At 62.9% G+C, this 18,037-nt stretch carries 10 protein-coding genes; 8 read left to right on the top strand and 2 right to left on the bottom strand.

The features are described from left to right. Positions 1-4: 4 nt before the first annotated feature. From BWR59_RS24190 to BWR59_RS24180, 3 genes are all read left to right on the top strand, one after another. On the top strand, positions 5-3,139 hold the full coding sequence (locus BWR59_RS24190; protein ID WP_081568163.1) for a multidrug efflux RND transporter permease subunit: 3,135 nt from the start codon (positions 5-7) through the stop codon (positions 3,137-3,139). After that, on the top strand, positions 3,139-4,614 hold the full coding sequence (locus BWR59_RS24185; RefSeq protein WP_081568162.1) for an efflux transporter outer membrane subunit: 1,476 nt from the start codon (positions 3,139-3,141) through the stop codon (positions 4,612-4,614). Before BWR59_RS24190 ends, BWR59_RS24185 begins: the two co-directional genes overlap by 1 nt. Positions 4,615-4,704: 90 nt before the next feature. Continuing rightward, on the top strand, positions 4,705-5,418 hold the full coding sequence (locus BWR59_RS24180; protein ID WP_081568161.1) for an SDR family oxidoreductase: 714 nt from the start codon (positions 4,705-4,707) through the stop codon (positions 5,416-5,418). A gap of 237 nt (positions 5,419-5,655) precedes the next feature. Here the strand turns inward: BWR59_RS24180 and BWR59_RS24175 are convergent, their stop codons facing one another. Together BWR59_RS24175 and gspG are read right to left on the bottom strand one after the other, a co-directional pair. Further along, positions 5,656-6,846: a type II secretion system F family protein gene (locus tag BWR59_RS24175; protein WP_081568404.1), complete on the bottom strand. Its 1,191-nt coding sequence runs from the start codon at positions 6,844-6,846 to the stop codon at positions 5,656-5,658. Positions 6,847-6,851: 5 nt separating this feature from the next. Beyond that, positions 6,852-7,298 carry a type II secretion system major pseudopilin GspG gene (gene gspG / locus BWR59_RS24170; RefSeq protein ID WP_081568160.1) on the bottom strand — a complete coding sequence of 149 codons (447 nt, stop codon included), beginning with the start codon at positions 7,296-7,298 and terminating at the stop codon, positions 6,852-6,854. 208 nt (positions 7,299-7,506) lie between these two features. Between gspG and BWR59_RS24165 the strand changes: the two genes are divergently transcribed. The 5 genes from BWR59_RS24165 to BWR59_RS24145 all read left to right on the top strand — a co-directional run bounded on the left by BWR59_RS24165 (position 7,507) and on the right by BWR59_RS24145 (position 18,035). Next, positions 7,507-8,154 (top strand): lytic transglycosylase domain-containing protein, encoded by a 648-nt coding sequence (locus tag BWR59_RS24165; RefSeq protein ID WP_081568159.1) that lies wholly within the window; start codon positions 7,507-7,509, stop codon positions 8,152-8,154. A gap of 440 nt (positions 8,155-8,594) precedes the next feature. Then, a complete protein-coding gene (mnxG, locus tag BWR59_RS24160; RefSeq protein ID WP_081568158.1) occupies positions 8,595-14,441 on the top strand; it encodes a manganese-oxidizing multicopper oxidase MnxG in 5,847 nt (1,948 codons plus the stop codon). Between the two features lie 212 nt (positions 14,442-14,653). Then, on the top strand, positions 14,654-16,573 hold the full coding sequence (locus BWR59_RS24155) for a cytochrome D1 domain-containing protein (RefSeq protein WP_230982083.1): 1,920 nt from the start codon (positions 14,654-14,656) through the stop codon (positions 16,571-16,573). Continuing rightward, a complete protein-coding gene (locus BWR59_RS24150; RefSeq protein WP_081568156.1) occupies positions 16,570-17,223 on the top strand; it encodes an SCO family protein in 654 nt (217 codons plus the stop codon). The genes BWR59_RS24155 and BWR59_RS24150 overlap by 4 nt, the downstream gene beginning before the upstream one ends. A gap of 176 nt (positions 17,224-17,399) precedes the next feature. Beyond that, positions 17,400-18,035: an SCO family protein gene (locus BWR59_RS24145; protein ID WP_081568155.1), complete on the top strand. Its 636-nt coding sequence runs from the start codon at positions 17,400-17,402 to the stop codon at positions 18,033-18,035. Positions 18,036-18,037: the final 2 nt, after the last annotated feature.

Below are 18,037 nucleotides of genomic sequence, written 5' to 3'. Positions count from 1 at the left end.
CTCGATGCGTATTGCTCATTTTTTCATTGACCGGCCGCGTTTCGCCGTCGTCGTCAGTTGCTTCATTACGTTGATCGGCCTGGGTGCGATGTTCGTCCTGCCGGTCGCGCAATACCCCGAGATCGTTCCGCCCACGGTTCAGGTGGTCACGTCCTATCCCGGAGCGTCTGCCGAAACCATCTCGAAAACCGTCGCCACGCCGCTGGAGCAACAGATCAACGGCGTGGAAAACATGCTGTACATGAGCAGCCAGTCGACCGGTGATGGCAAGCTCACGATAACCGTGACGTTCCGCATCGGCACCGACCTGAACGTGGCACAGAACCTCACGCAGAACCGGGTCCAGAACACGCTCTCGCGATTGCCGGACGATGTGCAGAAACTCGGCGTTCAAGTCCGCAAGTCCACCCCAAGCATTCTGCTGGCGGTGCATCTGTACTCGGACGATGGCAGCAAGGATCCTCTCTACCTTTCGAACTACGCGACGCTGCACATCAAGGACACGCTGGCGCGTATCCCCGGGGTCGGTGACGTGCAGTTTCAGGGCGGGCGCGAGTACGCCATGCGCATCTGGCTCGATCCGGACAAAGTGGCCGCGTATGACCTGAGTGCAAGTGAAGTCCTGGCGGTGCTGCGGGCGCAGAACATTCAGGTCTCGGCGGGCGTGCTCAACCAGCCGCCGGTCAAGAGCGCCGAGGCGTACCAGATCAACATCGAAGCGTTGGGGCGCCTCTCGACGCCGGAGGAGTTCGCGCGGGTGGTGGTCAAGACGGACGCCGCAGGCCGCGTCACACGCATTGGCGACATCGGTCGCGTCGAAGTGGGCGCCGTGGACTACGGCTCTACCGCGTACATGGACAAGAGCGATTCCACTACGCTGTTGATTTATGCCCAGCCCGGCGCCAACTCGCTGGCAGTCGACCACGACGTCCTCGCAGCGATGGTCGGGATGAAAGGCGATTTCCCGCCTGGCGTCGCGTACAAGATCATTTATGACCCGACGATCTTCATCGGCAAGTCGGTGGACGAGGTCATCACCACCATTTTCGAGGCCATTCTGCTGGTGGTGCTGGTGGTGTTCGTGTTCCTGCAGAACTGGCGGGCGACCATCATTCCGGTGGTGGCGATCCCGATCTCGCTGCTGGGGTCGTTTACGGTGCTGTACCTGTGCGGCATCTCGCTGAACAACCTGTCGCTGTTTGCGCTGGTGCTGGCGGTCGGGATCGTGGTGGACGACGCCATCGTGGTGGTCGAAAACGTCGAGCGCAACATCCATGCCGGGCTGTCCCCGCCAGAGGCGGCGCACAAGACCATGGACGAAGTGGGCGGGGCGTTGCTGTCCATCGCCCTGACACTGTGTGCGGTGTTTGTACCGGCAGCGTTCCTCAGTGGCATCTCGGGCCTATTCTTCCGCCAGTTCGCGGTCACCATTGCGGCCTCCACCGTGATTTCCTGCATCGTCTCGCTGACCCTCAGTCCGGCCCTGTGCGCAGTGCTGTTCAAGCACAAGGACAGCAGCGCGCATCCTCGATTCGCAGGCTTTCGGCGTCTGATGGATGCGACGTTCGGGCGTTTCAATCGAGGCTTCGATCGGCTGTCGTTCGGCTACGGCCAGCTCACCCGCAGAATCGCTCGCGGTCTGGGGCTGGTGATGCTGGTGTACGTGGCGCTGATCGCGCTCACCGGCTGGCAGTTTCATCGCGCCCCGACCGGGTTCATCCCCGAACAGGATCAAGGCATTCTCATCACCATCGTGCAGTTGCCGCCGGGCGCATCCCTGGCCCGTACCGAAGCGGTGGTTCGTCAGGTTCGCGACATTGCCCTCGACACCCCCGGTATCGAACACGTTGCGCCTTTCATCGGCCTCGATGCAACGACCTCAACGGTTGCGTCCAACGCCGGCACCGTGTTCACCGGGTTGCCATCGCTCTACGGCCACTCGATACCGGGCGTGACCGCGCAAACCGTGCTCGCCGATCTGCGCAAGCGCCTGTCGGTGATCAAGGACGCCTACGTGCTGACGATTCCACCGCCTCCGGTTCAGGGGCTGGGCAGTTCGGGTGGCTTCAAACTGATGCTCGAAGACCGTGCGGGTCTGGGGTCGAAGGCCTTGGCCGACGCTGCCAACAGACTGGTGGCCGCGGCCAGGCAAGACCCGGAATTCGTCGGCGTCTTTACCTTGTTCAACGCAGGCTCTCCTTCGCTGTTCGCCAACATCGATCGGGTGAAAGCGGAAAAAGTCGGGGTCAAACCTGCCGATATCTTTTCGACCCTGCAAATCTATCTGGGCTCGCAGTACGTCAACGACTTCAACTACCTGGGCCGTACCTATCAGGTCGTGGCCCAGGCGGACGCTGCTTTCCGTGGAACGCCGCAGGACATCACCCGGTTGAAGGTTCGCAATGACGCCGGCGACATGGTGCCGATTGGCGCCGTGGCCGACATCGAGCACAACACCATTCCTTACCGTGTGCCACGCTACAACCTGTATCCCGCCGCCGAAGTCCAGGGCGCCGCAGCGCCGGGTGTCGCCACTGGCACTGCGTTGCTCAAGATGGAAGCGCTGGCGCAGCAGGTACTGCCCAAAGGCATAGGGTTCGAATGGACGGAGCTTGCCTATCAGCAACAGCAGAAAGGCACGCCGACCCTGCTGGTGTTCGGCGCGGCCGCGTTGTTCGTGTTCCTGGTGCTGGTGGCGCAATACGAAAGCTGGAGGCTGCCGCTGGCGATCATCCTGATCGTGCCGATGTGCATTCTGGCGGCCATTACCGGCTTGTCGGTGCGCGGCATGCCGGTCGACATCCTCGCGCAGATCGGCTTCATCGTCCTGATAGGACTGGCGGCGAAGAACGCGATCCTGATCGTGGAGTTCGCCAAGCAGAATCAGGATGAAGGCGCCACCGCGGTCGAGGCGGCCGTGCATGCCGCACGTACCCGGCTGCGCCCGATCCTCATGACCTCGCTGGCGTTCATTCTTGGCGTGGCGCCTTTGACGATCGCGACCGGAGCCGGTGCCGAGTTGCGGCAATCGCTGGGGACTGCCGTGTTCTTCGGCATGCTCGGAGTCACGGTGTTCGGGCTGTTGTTCACGCCAGCCTTTTACATCTTCATCCGCACATATTTCCACGGGAGACGCTGATGACCCGTCTGACGTATCGCATCCATGCTGCAGTGTTGGCGCTCGCGCTCTCCGGCTGTGCAGTGGGGCCCGACTATCACGTGCCTGAACCGTCGCTGCAGCCGTTCCACAACGGCGCCAACCCCAGACCGGCAGACGCTGCGACCGAGCAGGCGCTGTCGGCCTGGTGGAATGAGTTCAACGACCCGATGCTGGCGAGCATTGTCAACCGGGCGCTGTCGCAGAACCTCGATCTGGCCGCCTCGCTGGCCCGCGTTGAACAGTCCCGGGCTGCGGCGCAAGCGGCGGGTGCCGAGCTGTATCCAACGTTAGATTTCAACGGTTCGGCGACCCGTCAACGGCAAAGCCTGCAAAGCCCTTTGGGCTCGCTGGCGCGCAACCTGCCGGGGTATGAACGCAACCAGAAAGAACTGGTCGCGGGCACCACGGCCAGTTGGGAGCTTGATGTGGCGGGGGGCTTGCGTCGCGGAGCCGCGGCCGCCAGCGCCGAGGCTCAGGCAGCGCAAGCCGCACACGCAGGCACACGGGTCACGGTGGTGGCCGAAGCGGCCGATGCCTATATGCAGATTCGCGGGTATCAGGCCCGGTTGTCGGTGGCGGCGGACCAGATCGACACCGACGAACGCCTGTTGTCGCTGGTCAATCTTCGCCAGCGGCTCGGTGACGTCGATGAGCGTGACGTCGCGCAGGCCAATGCGTTGCTCAAACAGGCGCGAGCCAGCGTGCCGCCGTTACGTATCGGTCTGGCGTCGCAGTTGAACCGGCTTGATGTACTGATGGGCGATCAACCGGGAACCGGTGCTGTGCACCTGGGTGTGGCGTCTGCCATTCCCAGGCTGTCGTCGGTCAAGGACAGCATCGCGCCCGCCGATGTGTTGCGTCGCCGCCCGGACATCATCGCCGCCGAGCGCCGGTTGGCGGCGTCCAACGAACGTATTGGCCAGGCGATCGCCGATTACTACCCGAAGGTGTCGCTTTCAAGCGCCCTGGGGTTTGACAGCATCACCGGCAATCACATGTTCACAGGCAGCGCCTTCCAGCCGTCGATTGGCGGGCTGGTTCGCTGGCGGCTGTTCGACTTCGGGAAGATCGACGCTGAGGTGGCACAGGCCAGGGGCGCCAATGCTCAGGCCCTGGCCGAGTACCGGCAGGCCGTATTGAAAGCCTGTGAGGATGTCGAAAACGCGCTGGTCACCTTGTCCCAGACAGAGCTTCGCAATAACGAGCTTGCCGATGAAGTCGCGGCCCTTACCCGAGCGCGGGACCTCTCCGAGGTGGCGTACAAGGCCGGTGATATACCGCTGACGGACGTTCTGGAGACCAACCGGCAATTGCTCGACGCCAGAGACGGTTTGAACAGCACGCAAGCCGACTCCGCCCGTGCCGCCGTTTCGCTGTTCCGGGCAATGGGTGGCGGCTGGGAAACATCGGCGAACAAGACGGTGCAACTCCAATCGAGCAAACGCGACATCTGACGCTGTCGGCCCCGGTCCAGACCGGGTCCGGGCCCTTGATCCTCTGCCGGGGCTGATGCTCCGGCCCTTGAAAACCCACAGGAATACCTTATGAAAATCGCAGGATCAGTTGTTTTCGTCACCGGCGCCAGCCGCGGTCTGGGTCTGGCATTCGCCAAGGTAGCTCTGGCGCTGGGCGCGTCGAAAGTGTACGCAGGCGTTCGCAACCCGCTGGGTTTCGATGTGCCTGGTGTTATCCCGGTACAAATCGATGTGACCGACGACGCCTCTGTCGTGGCCGCCGCAGCGCAATGCAAGGACACCACCTTGCTGGTCAACAACGCAGGCATCGCGACCCTGCATGAAGGTGCACTGGACGTCGGCATGATCGAGCTGACCAAGCACCTGATGGAGACCAACTGCTACGGCATCGTGCGCACGACTCAGGCCTTTGCCCCGATTCTTGCTGCCAACGGCGGTGGCGCGGTAGTGAACGTGCTGTCTGATGTGACCTGGTTGAGCGTTCCGATGCTGGCAGCCTACGCGGCCTCCAAATCAGCGGCATGGAGCGTCACCAACGCACTGCGCTTGAGCCTGAAAGCGAGCAATACCACCGTGGTTGGCGTACACGTGGGTTTCGTCGACACCGACCTGACGCAAGGCTTCGACGTCAAGAAATCCGCACCGCAAGACGTCGCCCGTGCTGCGCTCACCGGGCTTGAAGCGGGTGATCTGGAAGTGCTGGCAGATGAGGGAACGCGCTACATCAAGTCGACCCTGTCGCAGCCGGACGCCGTGTACTTCAACCCGCCTGCACCGGTCTGACCAACTGACCCACCGCATCGCTGCCGTCGCACAGCTCCGGCTTCTCCCACAGGGATCGCATCGGTCTTCAGTTGAGCGTTCCCACGCTGAGCGCTGATCGTTCCCACGCTGAGCGCACGCTCTGCGTGGGAATGCCTTTCAGGACGCTCTGCGTCCAGGCTGACGCGGAGCGTCAGTCGCTGCGTTACCACGCGGAGCGTGGGGACGATCAGTACCTTGATGATTGAGATTCGACCCTCAATGGATACTCGATGCCAGTTCGAAGATCGGGATGTACATCAGGATCACGATCAGCCCGATCAGCAGCCCGATAAAGGTCATCAACAAAGGCTCGAACAGGCGCACGAACCATTCGATCCAGCGGCTGATTTCCTCGTCGTAGAAATCGGCGGTGCGTTCCATCATCTGTCCCAGATTGCCCGACTGCTCACCCGCGCGGAGCATGCGCAGGGACACCGGCGTGGAGAGGCTGTTCTGCTCCAGCGCCACTGAAAGTGCCTGACCTTCGCGGATGCGCTCGCTCGCGGCATCAAGGCGTAGCTGGGATGCGCTGCCCAGCAGGTTGCGGACCATGCCCATCGCCGTGAGGATCGGGATGCCGCCCTGCAGCAGGATGCCCAACGAGCGATAGAACCGCGCGAGCTCGTACATGAACACGCGCTGGTAGACCGTTGGGATTCGCTCGATGGTGCGGTTGAAGGCCAGGCGAAAACGACGCTGACGCACCATCATCACCGAGCCGATCACGAACGCGACGAAGCCCATGGCGAAGTCCATCTGGTGGGCATGCAGGAACATACCGGTCTCCATCAACACTCGCGACAGCCAGGGCAGATTCGAGCCCAGGCCTTCGAACACCAGGCTGAAGCGCGGCACCACGTAACCCATCAGGAACAACACCACCGCGCCGCCGACGATCAGCAGCAACATCGGATAGACCGAGGCGCTGACGATGCGCTGGCGGACTTCGTCCATGCGTTTGCGATAGGACACATAACGCCCCAACGCTTCGCCGACCGCACCGGTCTTCTCGCTGGATTGCACCAGCGCCACATAGAGCGTGGGGAACACCGCTGGAAACTGGGTCAGCGCCTGGGAGAAGGACTTGCCTTCATATAAGAGCCGCACCAAACCACTGAGGGTCTTGCGGGCCTGGGGTGCGGTTTCCTTTTCGGCCAGGCTTTCCAGCGCGTCGATCAGCGGCAGACCGGCGTTGAGCAGGGTGGTCAGCTCCTGGCTGAACAGCACCAGATTGAAATGTTCCCGCTTGCGAAAACCGCGGATCGCCCAGCGCGATTCGGCGCGTACGTTGAGCACGCGCATGCCTTGGGCTTGCGCCAGACTTTGCGCATCGATCGAGCTGTCGGCGTCCATCGTCAGAGACAGGACTTCGCCGCGTTTGCCTACTGCCTTGATCAGAAATTTCATGATGGTCACTGCCAACTGGTGACTTCAGCGTCTTCACCCTCGCCACCGGGCTGGCCGTCCTTGCCCATGGAGAGCAGGTCGTACTCGCCGTTTTCACCTGGGTAGCGGTAGACGTAGTTCCGGCCCCATGGGTCCTGCGGCACGCTTTTCTGCAGATATGGCCCGGTCCAGCGCGACTCTTCGGGCGGCGCGGCGACCAGGGACTGCAGGCCCTGTTCGGAAGACGGGTAGTGGCCCACTTCAAGGCGATACAGGTCCAGCGCCTTGGACAGGCCTTCTATCTGGGCGCGGGCGACTTTCGCCTGGGAGCGGCCCAACTGGCTGAAGTACTTGGGTGCGACGATGCCGGCCAGAAGGCCAAGCACCACCAGTACCACGAGCAATTCGAGCAGGGTGAACCCGCGCTGAAAACGTGGGGAAGAAGACGGCGCACAGCGGGTGAAATGCCCCATGGAAACCTCCGCAGACTGAGTTGTGCAGAGGTCTCATGCAATTGCCGTGCGCGCTGCCAGCACCGGCCTTGAGCTTTTCTGCGCGGCCTTCTGGGCCGGGGTTCTGCGGGGGGTGGCAGTTCGGCACAGCCTTTGCGTTGCCCCTCCCCATGGCACCGCGAGTGGGGAATAACCCCCAGTTTTAGCGAGCGTGCCAGAGGAGGCACGGATGGACTTTGAACGTACGTTCAGAGGCGTATTGCTTACGCTGTGCATACTGCCGCTGGCCGCTCAGGCCGACGTGTATATCTCCAGGGGACCGGACGGCAATTACATCATTTCCAACGTCAAGCGCGCCGGTCGCGACGTTCAAAGAGTCTTCCACGAACCGGTGTCGCAAGCGCCGTTTCAATCCGCAAGCCCGGCGCTGGCCGGTACTGACGAAAAGAGCATGACGGCCAGTCAGCGACCTTATGCGCAGGAAGTCTCTCAGGCCGCTGCGAGCAACGGTCTGCCCGAGGCGTTGTTGCACGCGGTGATTCGCATCGAGTCTGGCTACAACCCCTCGGCGCGGTCGGTGAAAGGCGCTGCCGGGCTGATGCAGTTGATGCCCGACACGGCTCGCGAAATGGGGGTGACCAACGTCTGGGACCCGCGCTCGAACATCCAGGGCGGCGCCCGTTATCTCAAGCAGTTGATGGTCATGTTCGGCAACGACGTGTCCTTGGCCGTCGCCGCCTACAACGCAGGGCCCGCTGCCGTAAGCAAGCGTGGCAACGTGATCCCGCCGTTCGCCGAAACCCAGCGTTATGTCCCGGATGTACTGCGCGATTACCACCGCCTGCTGGGGGATGCGTCGCCGGTGATGGCGAATTAAGCGCATTTCCAGAAACCGCTATCGCCACTGTCGCACGGCTCCAGAAGCTCCCACAGGTTTTGCGCCTGCCATGAATTCCTGCGTCAGCCCGAGAGTGCCCACAGGTTTTGCGCCGGCCATGAATTCCTGCGTCAGCCCAGAAGTGCCCACAGGTTTTGTGTCTGGCTTGCATCTGTGGGAGACGCCGGAGGTCACGACGGCAGCGAAGGCGATGTGTCGGTCGCAGATGAGTTTCCTGACCCATGGCATCTGTAAAAAACCGACTGGGGAATTGCCCCACTTCCGGGGACTGGGGGTTGTACGGACCTGCTGCTATTCCCCGATCTGAACGATCTGTGCATCTAAGTGATTGATTTTTAAGCCGTGAGTATGTGGCATGTTCGTTGCTCAGGGCTGTTATGCGCCGTTATGTGAGATTCCCTTTGCGGAGACCCTTCACGATGAAGCCCTATCCATCCCGTCTGCTGAATATTTGTCTGTCGTTCAGTGCGTTGTTCGCCGTCGAGGACACCGTCGAAGCCGCCATTCGCTGCGAGCGCAATCTGGTCGCCAATGTCGTGGCCCTGGATCAGCCGCTGATGTACAACCGTCTCGGCGCGCAAAACGCCAACGGCATGATCTACGCCCTGCGCGGTGATGTGGTCGACGAACACAACGTCCCGCTCACCAAGGGCGGGTCGGCGGTGCCGGGCAAGGTTTCCCTGCGGCCGGACAAGCGCCCGCGGCCGCTGGTCTTGCGGGTCGCGGCCGGTGACTGCCTCACCGTCACCTTGCAGAACCTGCTGGCATTGCAGGCCAACCCCAACAGCAGTGGTTTCGAGCCTGAAGAGCCGGAGGGTGAAGAGGGCGAAGAGAACGAAGCACCTGAGGCCAACATGCCCGAGGACTTCGTGGTCAACGATCAGGTCAGCGAGCGCTATGTGGGCTTCTCGGTCAACGGCATGCAGGCCGTCAACAGCATCGCCGACATGTCCTCCAACGTCGGTCGCAACGGCAACTTCCTGCTGGCCCCCGGCGGCACACGCTCCTACACCCTGTACGCCGAACGCGAAGGGGCGTTCAACGCCAACAGCCAGGGCGCCACATTCGGCGGTGAAGGCACCTCCGGCAACATGGCCAACGGGCTGTTTGCGCAAGTAGTGGTGGTGCCCAAGGGCGGGCGGATGTACCGCAACACCCTGAGCGAAGAAGAAATGCGCCTGGCCAGCGTTGGCCGTGCGCCGACCGGTCAACCCATCGTCGACTACGAAGCCCGCTATCCGCAGCGCCAACCGTGGATCACCGAAGGCAAGGCGGGGCTGCCGATCATCAACATGGTCAACGGCAACGAGATCATCAACAGCGAAACCGATGCCGTGGTGATGGGGCCCAACACCGATGGCAGTTTCCCACCCTCGACCTACCCGCTGGAAAGCATCGGCAAGCGCAACCCGGCGGTGCCCAATCGACTGGAACCGTTCCGTGACTTCGCCGCCGTGTTCAATGATGAATCGGCAGTGACCCAGGCCTTTCCCGGTTACTTCGCCGACCCTGTGTTTGGCCACATGCTCGAACCGACCCGCGACGCCTTCATGATCAACTACGGCTCTGGCGGGATTGGCGCCGAAGTGATCGCCAACCGGCTGGGGGTAGGGCCGATGCATGACTGCCTGTCCTGCGCCTACGAGGAGTTTTTCCTCAGCTCGCATACCGTGGGTGACATCGGCATGCTGGTGGACATACCGGCCAACGTCGGCCTGGAGCAGATCCTGCCCGGCCAGGTGCCGCCACGGGATGCCACCGGCATCAAGGCGAGCATGGCGCTGTATCCGTCAGAGCCGTCCAACGTCAACCACAGCTACATCGGCGACATGGTGAAGATCCGCAATACCCATAACGGCAAGGAACAGCACATCTTCCACCTGCATGGGCATCAGTGGCTGTTCAACCCCAACGACGACAACTCCGATTACATGGACGCCCAGGGCATCGGCCCGGGCGCCGGTTATACCTATGAAATCGCCAACGGCGGCTCGGGCAACCGCAACCGGGTGTCGGGCGATGCGATCTACCACTGCCACTTCTATCCGCACTTCGCCCAAGGCATGTGGACCATGTGGCGGGTGCACGACGTATTCGAAGAAGGAACCCGGCTTGAGGTCTCTCAGGCAAGTAACGACGGGTTCCACACCACTCCGTTTGCCCTGCGCAGCGGTAAACCGGCTGCGGGTGCCCGCGCATTGCCGGACGGTGAAATCGTAGCGGGCACACCAATTCCGGCCATCGTGCCGTTACCAGGCAAGGCCATGGCGCCGATGCCTGGCAAGGTCGCCGTGGTGCCGAAGCTCGGCGAGCTGGTGGCGGCCAATGACGACGATGACGATGATGAAGGCGACGATCACGACGCCAATCATCCGGGTGAGGGCGGGCAGTCGGTCATTGGTTCCGTGGCACTGGTGGACCGCAGCGAAGCCAACCGCAACGCCGACGGCTCGCTGAAAAACCCCGGCTATCCGTTCTGGATCGGCGGCATGGAAAGCACCGTCGGCCAGCGTCCGCCAACCCCACCGCTGGACATGCTCGACAGCGCCAAGGCTCAGGCCCTGCGTGACAGCGGCAATGCCCTGTGGGCCAACCTCGATCCGCTGCAGTCCGGCGGCTGGGACGGCGGCCTGCCACGGCACGCGCTGGATGGCGTCGCGGCCGGTGGCGAAGCCGAAACGGTGACCACCGCCACCGATCTGTCGAAGGTCGTGCACAAGGCCAAGGCCGTGTTCATCCCTGAAGAGGGCACGGACGTCGAGCAGGCTGCGATGCTGTTCCACTCCAAACCGGATCACCCAAGCTTCGCGCTGCTGCCTGGCAAACAGGTGGTGGCCAAGGCCTTCCGCACCAACGGCGCTCTGCCGGTGGCGGGCGCGCCGTTCTACGAACCCTGCATGGATGACCGTGGCAAGCGTCTGACCTCCATGGCGGGCAGCGGCATGTTCAACAGCGGCGAAACCACCAGTGGTCAATCCTTTACCGGCTCGTCGCAATACACCGCCGATCACCCGCGTATCTACAAAGCCGCCAACCTGCAGTTCGACGCGGTGTACAACAAGGTCGGCTATCACTTCCCGCAGGCGCGCATCCTGGCGTTGTGGGAAGACGTCTGGCCGGTGATCAACAAACAGCGTCCGCCTGAGCCGCTGGTGATGCGGATCAACACCTTTGATTGCGTGATGTACCAGCAGACCAACCTGATCCCCAACTATTACGAGCTGGACGACTATCAGGTGCGCACGCCAACCGACGTGATCGGTCAGCACATCCACCTGCCGAAATGGGACCTGACCGCCGCCGACGGCTCGGCCAACGGCTGGAACTACGAAGACGGTCTGCTTTCACCCGCCACCGTGGTCGAGCGCGTGCATGCCATTCGCGCCTTCAACAACTGCACCGAAGCGGATGCCCGCGACGGTACACAAGCCTGTCCGAAAGCCAAGTCGCACCCCTATTTCGGGCAGTACGGCAGGGCTGACTGGATGGGCGCACGCACGGCCATGCAGCGTTGGTTCGCGGACCCTGTGGTCAACACACGCGGGATCGACCGTGGCCTGGGCACCATCTTCACCCATGACCACCTTGGCCCATCGACCCACCAACAACTGGGGCTGTACGCCACTGTGCTCGCCGAACCCGCTGGCTCCACCTGGTTCCACGCCGAGACGGGCGAGCCGCTGTACAACGGCGCGCGTCAGGATGGCGGCCCGACCTCATGGCAAGCGGTGATTTCCACCGGCGATCTGGATGGCGACGGCAAGAACGACAGCTTCCGCGAGTTCTTCCTGGAGTACAGCGACTTCGTGCATGCCTACGAAGCCGGCGTGTATGTGGGCGCAGGCCCCAACGGTGTGCCGAACGGCAGCGCCTATCCGGCCAATACCAACAGCTTCCGCTACGCCATCAATCCACCGGGGCGCAAGGCTGCGGCCAACCTGCTGGATTCGGTGCTGGAAGTGGGCAGCGGCGAGCTGGAAGGCTGCCCGACCCGGCCATGTCCGCAGGCCATCTCGGTGGATGACCCAGGCATTTTTGTCGTCAACTATCGGCATGAGCCAGTGGGGCTGAGGGTCTATGACCCGAACCGCACGGCGCCGGATGGCAAGCCGGGGATGCAGGCCAACGGTCTGGCAGGGGATTTGGCGTACGCCCTGCAAACCCGTACCGACCGCGCGATCCCCGCGTTGAACCTGGCACCGAGCGCAATCACCACGGCCACCGGGCCTACCGGTGGCATCACCCAGTTCCCACCGCACATCAACCGTGGCGGCGACATGCCGGGCGACCCGTTCACCCCGATGCTGCGTACCTATACCGGTGACAACGTGCGTCTGCGGCTGCATGCCGGTGGTCACGAAGAGGAGCACAACGTCACCCTGCACGGCGTGAAGTGGCTGCACTCCGGCAGCGGCTTCGGCAACAGCTCCAACTCGGGCTGGAAGTCGTCGCAGATGGTCGGCATCTCCGAACAGATGGGCTTCAATGCGCCGGTCACGACGATCTCCAGCGCAGCCAGCGACACGGGCGACTATCTGTACTCGATGGATGCATCCCTGGAAGGTTACTGGAACGGGATGTGGGGCATCATGCGCAACTACGGGTCGCAGCGTAATGACCTGTTCGCACTGCCGAACAACCCGAAACCGGTGATCGCGCGCAACACCACGGCGTTCGACGGTGTCTGCCCACGCTTTACCACCAATGCCAACGGCATCGGCACGCGGCCAACCGTGCAGCGCAACTTCGAGGTGGTGGTCACACTGGCCAACGACATCCTCGGCAACCCGTTGAACCTGATCATCGGCGATGCCGCAGGCCAGGGCCAGCATGTCGGCGCCCCGCTGAATCCTGCGGGTGGCACGTTGGTGTACAACAAACGCGCGGTGACCATTCCACAAGCGACCGTCACCGACCCGGAAGATGGCGTGACCTTCACCCTCGGCGGTCATGCCGGGCCATTGCACGATCCGACCGCGATCATGTATGTGCGCAAGGCTGACCTGGACCCGATCACCGGCAAGCTCAAGGCAGGTGTGCCGATCGAGCCGCTGATGCTGCGCGCCGGTGCGGGCGACTGCATCAATGTGACCCTGGAAAACCGTCTGCCGACCGCCATGCCGGATCTGCCGAACTACGCTGTCATGGCAGGCACCGTCAAACGCGATCGCAACAGTGCGCAGGGGTCGACCACCTTCAACAACAACCTGATCCGTCCGTCGAGCCATGTGGGCCTGCACACGCAGTTGCTGGCCTACGACATCACCAAATCGGACGGCTTCAACGTCGGCCTCAACCCTGTGCAGACCGTTGCCCCTCGGGCAGGCACATCGGGCGCCTGGCCGACCCGCAGCTATCAGTACTACGCCGGGCATCTGGAGCGTGAAGGCAAACCGGTCTCGCAACTGGGCCGCAGCGTCGACAACATCAACACCACGCCCATCGAGTTCGGCGGCTTCAACCTGACCTCGGCCGACATGATCAAGCAGCCGCAAAAAGGCCTGGCCGGTGCCATGGCGATCATGCCGCTGGGCGCGACCTGGACCGAGGACGCCAAGTCGCGGGCCAACGCCACGGTCAGTGCCACCGGGCAGACGGCCTACCGGGACTTCATGCTGGTCATGCAGAAGTCGCTGAACATGCGCTGGGGCGACGGTCGGCCGGTGGAAAACCTGGCTGCAGAAGGCAATGGCGTACCGGCAGACCCGCAGGACAACTCCGGCATGGCGATCAACTACCGCTCCGAGCCGCTGTGGTACCGCTTCGGCATGGCTCCGGATGCGCCGTTCGGTCACGCCGACGGTCATGGCTTCGCCGATGTGCCGAACGCCCACATGGCCTACAGCAACGCGCTGGTCGGTGGCGATCCGCAGACGCCGGTGCTGTACGTCAAACCCGGGCAACCGTTCCGTACTCACCTGACAGTGCCGGGCGGTGGCAGCCGTGGCACGACCTTCCAGCTCGATGGTCATGTCTGGGCGATGCATCCGTTCCAGGCCGAGAAGTCCGACTCTGGCGGTTACCCGATGGGGCCGTCGGGCGTGGGCTCGGTGCGCTTCGCCTATAACCCGATGTCGCTGTACATCGGCGCTCAGGAAAGTCTCCTGCCCGCCGCGCACTTCAGCCTCATGTTCCCGAGTGCCGGGGGCGCGAACGCTGTACCTGGGGATTACCTCTTCCGCGACTATGCCGGGTTCGGCAACGTTTCGGGGCTGTGGGGGATTCTGCGGGTGACCAACGATCCAGAGCCTGCGGCCACGCCTTGAGCGCCCGCAAGCCATGACGACCAGGCCCGTTCGTACAAGAACAATCAGGACGGGCCAGACACAACTCATCGGAACCGGCGCACTGGTGCCGGCTCCACAGGGGGTGCAGCGTGAATGGATGGATCAGAGGTGGATTTGCAGGCGCAGCGCTGGCGACAGCGCTGGTGGTCATGGGGCATACGGGCGAACCGCTCAAGGACGCCAACCTGGCGATGGGTGAAGCGGACAGCCCGCCGACGATCCCGAGCATGACCAGCGACCGGCAGCAACTGGTCAAGAACGGTGTGACCGTGAAATTCGAGGCGCGCCCGCTGAACAGCGGGCCGTTGATGGAGGGGATGTTCGCCGACGTGCGTTTCAGCGTCAGCGACACCGCCACTGGCCAACCGTTGCCGGGTGTCGCGCCTGGCGCATGGCTTGACCCGAGCGTTGCCGAAGAAAAGCCCGGGTCGCGGGACACGCAATGCAAATCGCGGGTGGGCCTGTACCTGAAAAGCACCATCGGCGCGCGGCCCTTGCTGGACCTCAACAGCTACTTTCTGATGGTGCTGAACAAGGACGCCAGCGCCACGGTGATCGACCCGACTGTCTCGGTGGGCGGCATCACCAGCACCATGAGCCGCATCGCGCTCAAGCAACCGGGCATGGACTGGACCTCGACCAACGATGACAAACGCGTGTTCGTGTCGATGCCGGCGGCGGGTGAAGTGGCGGTCATCGATGGCGAGAAATTCCAGGTGATGACCAATATTCCTGCCGGTGAGAACCCGCTGCGCGTCGCCTTGCAGCCTGACGAGCGCTACCTGTGGGTCGGCAACAACGCGTCGAGCGAAGCGGCGAGTGGCGTGACGGTGATCGATACCCAGTCAATGAAGGTTGCCAGGTTCCTGCCCACCGGCACCGGCCATCACGAGATCGCGTTTAGCAAGGACTCGCGTTTTGCCTTCGTCAGCAGTCGCGATGCCGGGACCGTCGACGTGTTCGATGTCGCCACGTTAGCGCACAGCAAAACCCTGAAAACCGGGTCCCATCCGTTGTCGGTCGCCTATTCGCCGCTCTCCGACGCGGTGTACGTGGCCGACGGCAAGGACGGCTCGGTGACCGTCATCGATGCCCATAGTCTGGAAGTGCGCAAAGTCATCGCCTCGCAGCAGGGACTGGGCCCCATGACTTTCAGCGATGACGGTCGGTATGGCTTCGTGCTCAACACCTTGAACAGCCACGCGCTGGTGATCGACGCCTCGAACGACAGCGTGGTGCACGACCTGGAAGTCTCGCCCGAACCGTTCCAGATCAGCGTGACCCAGAACTACGCCTACATCCGCGGGCTGGCGTCGCCACGGGTGACCATGGTCAACCTGTCGAGCCTGGGCAAGGACCGCAAGCCGATCCTGCAGTCGTTCGAGGCAGGCCCGGCGGCGCCGCGTCTGGCGGGGGATCTGCCGCTGGCGGCCGGCTTGAGCCCGGCGCGGGACAACGATGCGGTGTTCGTGGTCAACCCGGTGGACAACACCACCTATTTCTACGCTGAAGGCATGAACGCGCCGATGTCCGGCTATCCCAACAGGGGCAACGCCGCCCGCGCGGTGCGGGTGATCGACCGCAGCTTGCGGGAAGTCGAGCCCGGGGTTTACAGCTCGCGGGTTCGCCTGCCCAGCGCGGGCACGTTCGACGTGGCGTTCATGCTCAACCAGCCACAGGTCATTCACTGCTTCACCGCGCAGATCGAGGTCAATCCGGCGCTGGAAAAACGCCTGGCCGTGCCACGGGTGGCGTTCTTGCTGGAGCGTCGTTTCGAGCCGGTTGGCAAGCTGGTGCCGATTCGCATCCGTCTGGTCCAGGGCCGCGATAACACGCCCATGACCGGCGCCAAGGACGTGTATCTGCGCTACTTCCTCGCTCCCAGCTCGCGGCCCCGGGAAGTGCTGGCGGTTGAAGTCGGTGAGGGCATCTACGAGGCCCAGGCTGACCTGAGTGAAACCGGAGCCTATTACCTCCACGCCCGTTCCGAGTCGTTGGGCATCCGGGCCAACGAGCAGTCCTACGCCAGTCTGCGGGTGATGCCGGTCGACACCTCGCCGGTGCACCTGAATAACCAAAGCCCTGCTGTTTCCGACAGGACGACGCCATGAAAAATGTCATTGCAGTATCGATGTTGGCATTGCTGATTTCCCAAGGCTTTACCCCGCAGGCTCGGGCCCATGGCGGCGCGGATCACGCACCGCCCAAGGCGGCGGTGACGCAGGACAGCGCCGTGGTGCATTTCGCCGATGTGTCGCTGACCAACCAGAACGGCGAGCGGGTGAACCTCAAGCGCGATCTGGTCAGTGATCGCATCGTGGTCATGGGTTTCATCTACACCACCTGCACCACGATCTGCCCGGTGATTTCTTCGATCATGGGCAAGGTGCAGAAACAGCTCGGCGCCAAGGTCGGCACCGAGGTGCAACTGGTTTCGATCACCGTCGACCCGCTGCGCGACACGGCGCCGCGCCTGCTCACCTACGCCAATCGCTTTCAGCACGGTCCTGGCTGGGCCTGGCTGACCGGCACGCCGCAGGCCATCGACGCGACCCTCAAGGGCTTGGGCACCTGGACCGCGGACCCTGAAAACCACCCGCCGCTGATCATGATCGGCGACGGCCACAGCAGCCACTGGACACGGTTCTATGGCTTCACCGACCCGCAATTGCTGGTCGAGCGAGTGGAGCAACTGCGCGGTGACCGCGCCAACCGCAGTGGCCGACATGGGGTGTATGTGATGGGGGAGGATCTGCCATGAAGCTCCTGCCTGTTTTGACCTTCGCAGTCTTTGCCCAGCGACGCGATTGCTCAGGTGAGCTCGGTCACTGTGGGAGGGACCTTGCCCACGAAGAGGGAGGGTCAGTCACCTCCAGCGGTCCTGATACACCGCATTCGCGAGCCAGCTCCCTCCCACAGGGTGCGCCGCGTCTGTTGATGTTTCGTTTGATCCAGACCTGGGTTGCGATTGCTCTGACATTGTCTGTACCTGACCTGATGGCCCACGAAGCCCACGAAAATCCCACCCTGGCCAAAGCCGCGCCGGTGCAGGTCGCGCCTCCTTCCAGCGGCACGCACGACGCACAGCAATACTTCACCGACACGGCCCTGAAGGATCAGGACGGCAACACCGTGCGTTTCTACAGTGACGAACTCAAGGGCAAGCGGGTCCTGCTCAACGTGGTGTTCACCCACTGCCAGGACGCCTGCCCGCTGATCACCCGCAAACTCAAGGACGTGCGCGCTGCCATGGCCGATGACGTCGCCAGCCAGGTGTATTTCATCACCCTGACCAGCGACCCGAAGAACGACACCCCTGAAGTGCTCAAGGCATTCGCCGCCAAGCATGGTGTGGATGGGCCCAACTGGCGGTTTCTGACCGGTACTCAGGAGCAGATGGACCTGGTGCTGGCGCGCCTGGGGCAAGTGATTCCGAGCCCCGAACAGCATTCCACGCAGTTGATCGTGGGCGATGTGGCGAACAAGCGCTGGGCGAGGATTCGTCCCGATGCGCCGGTGGACGCCATTGCCCAACGCTTGCAGTTTCTGACCTTACCTGTGGCCGGACGTTAAGG

Origin of the sequence: Pseudomonas sp. Bc-h, assembly GCF_002080045.1 — a bacterium.
Lineage (GTDB): Bacteria > Pseudomonadota > Gammaproteobacteria > Pseudomonadales > Pseudomonadaceae > Aquipseudomonas.
Note: the sequence above shows the minus strand (reverse complement) of the source record. Positions and strands in the feature narration are given on the sequence as shown.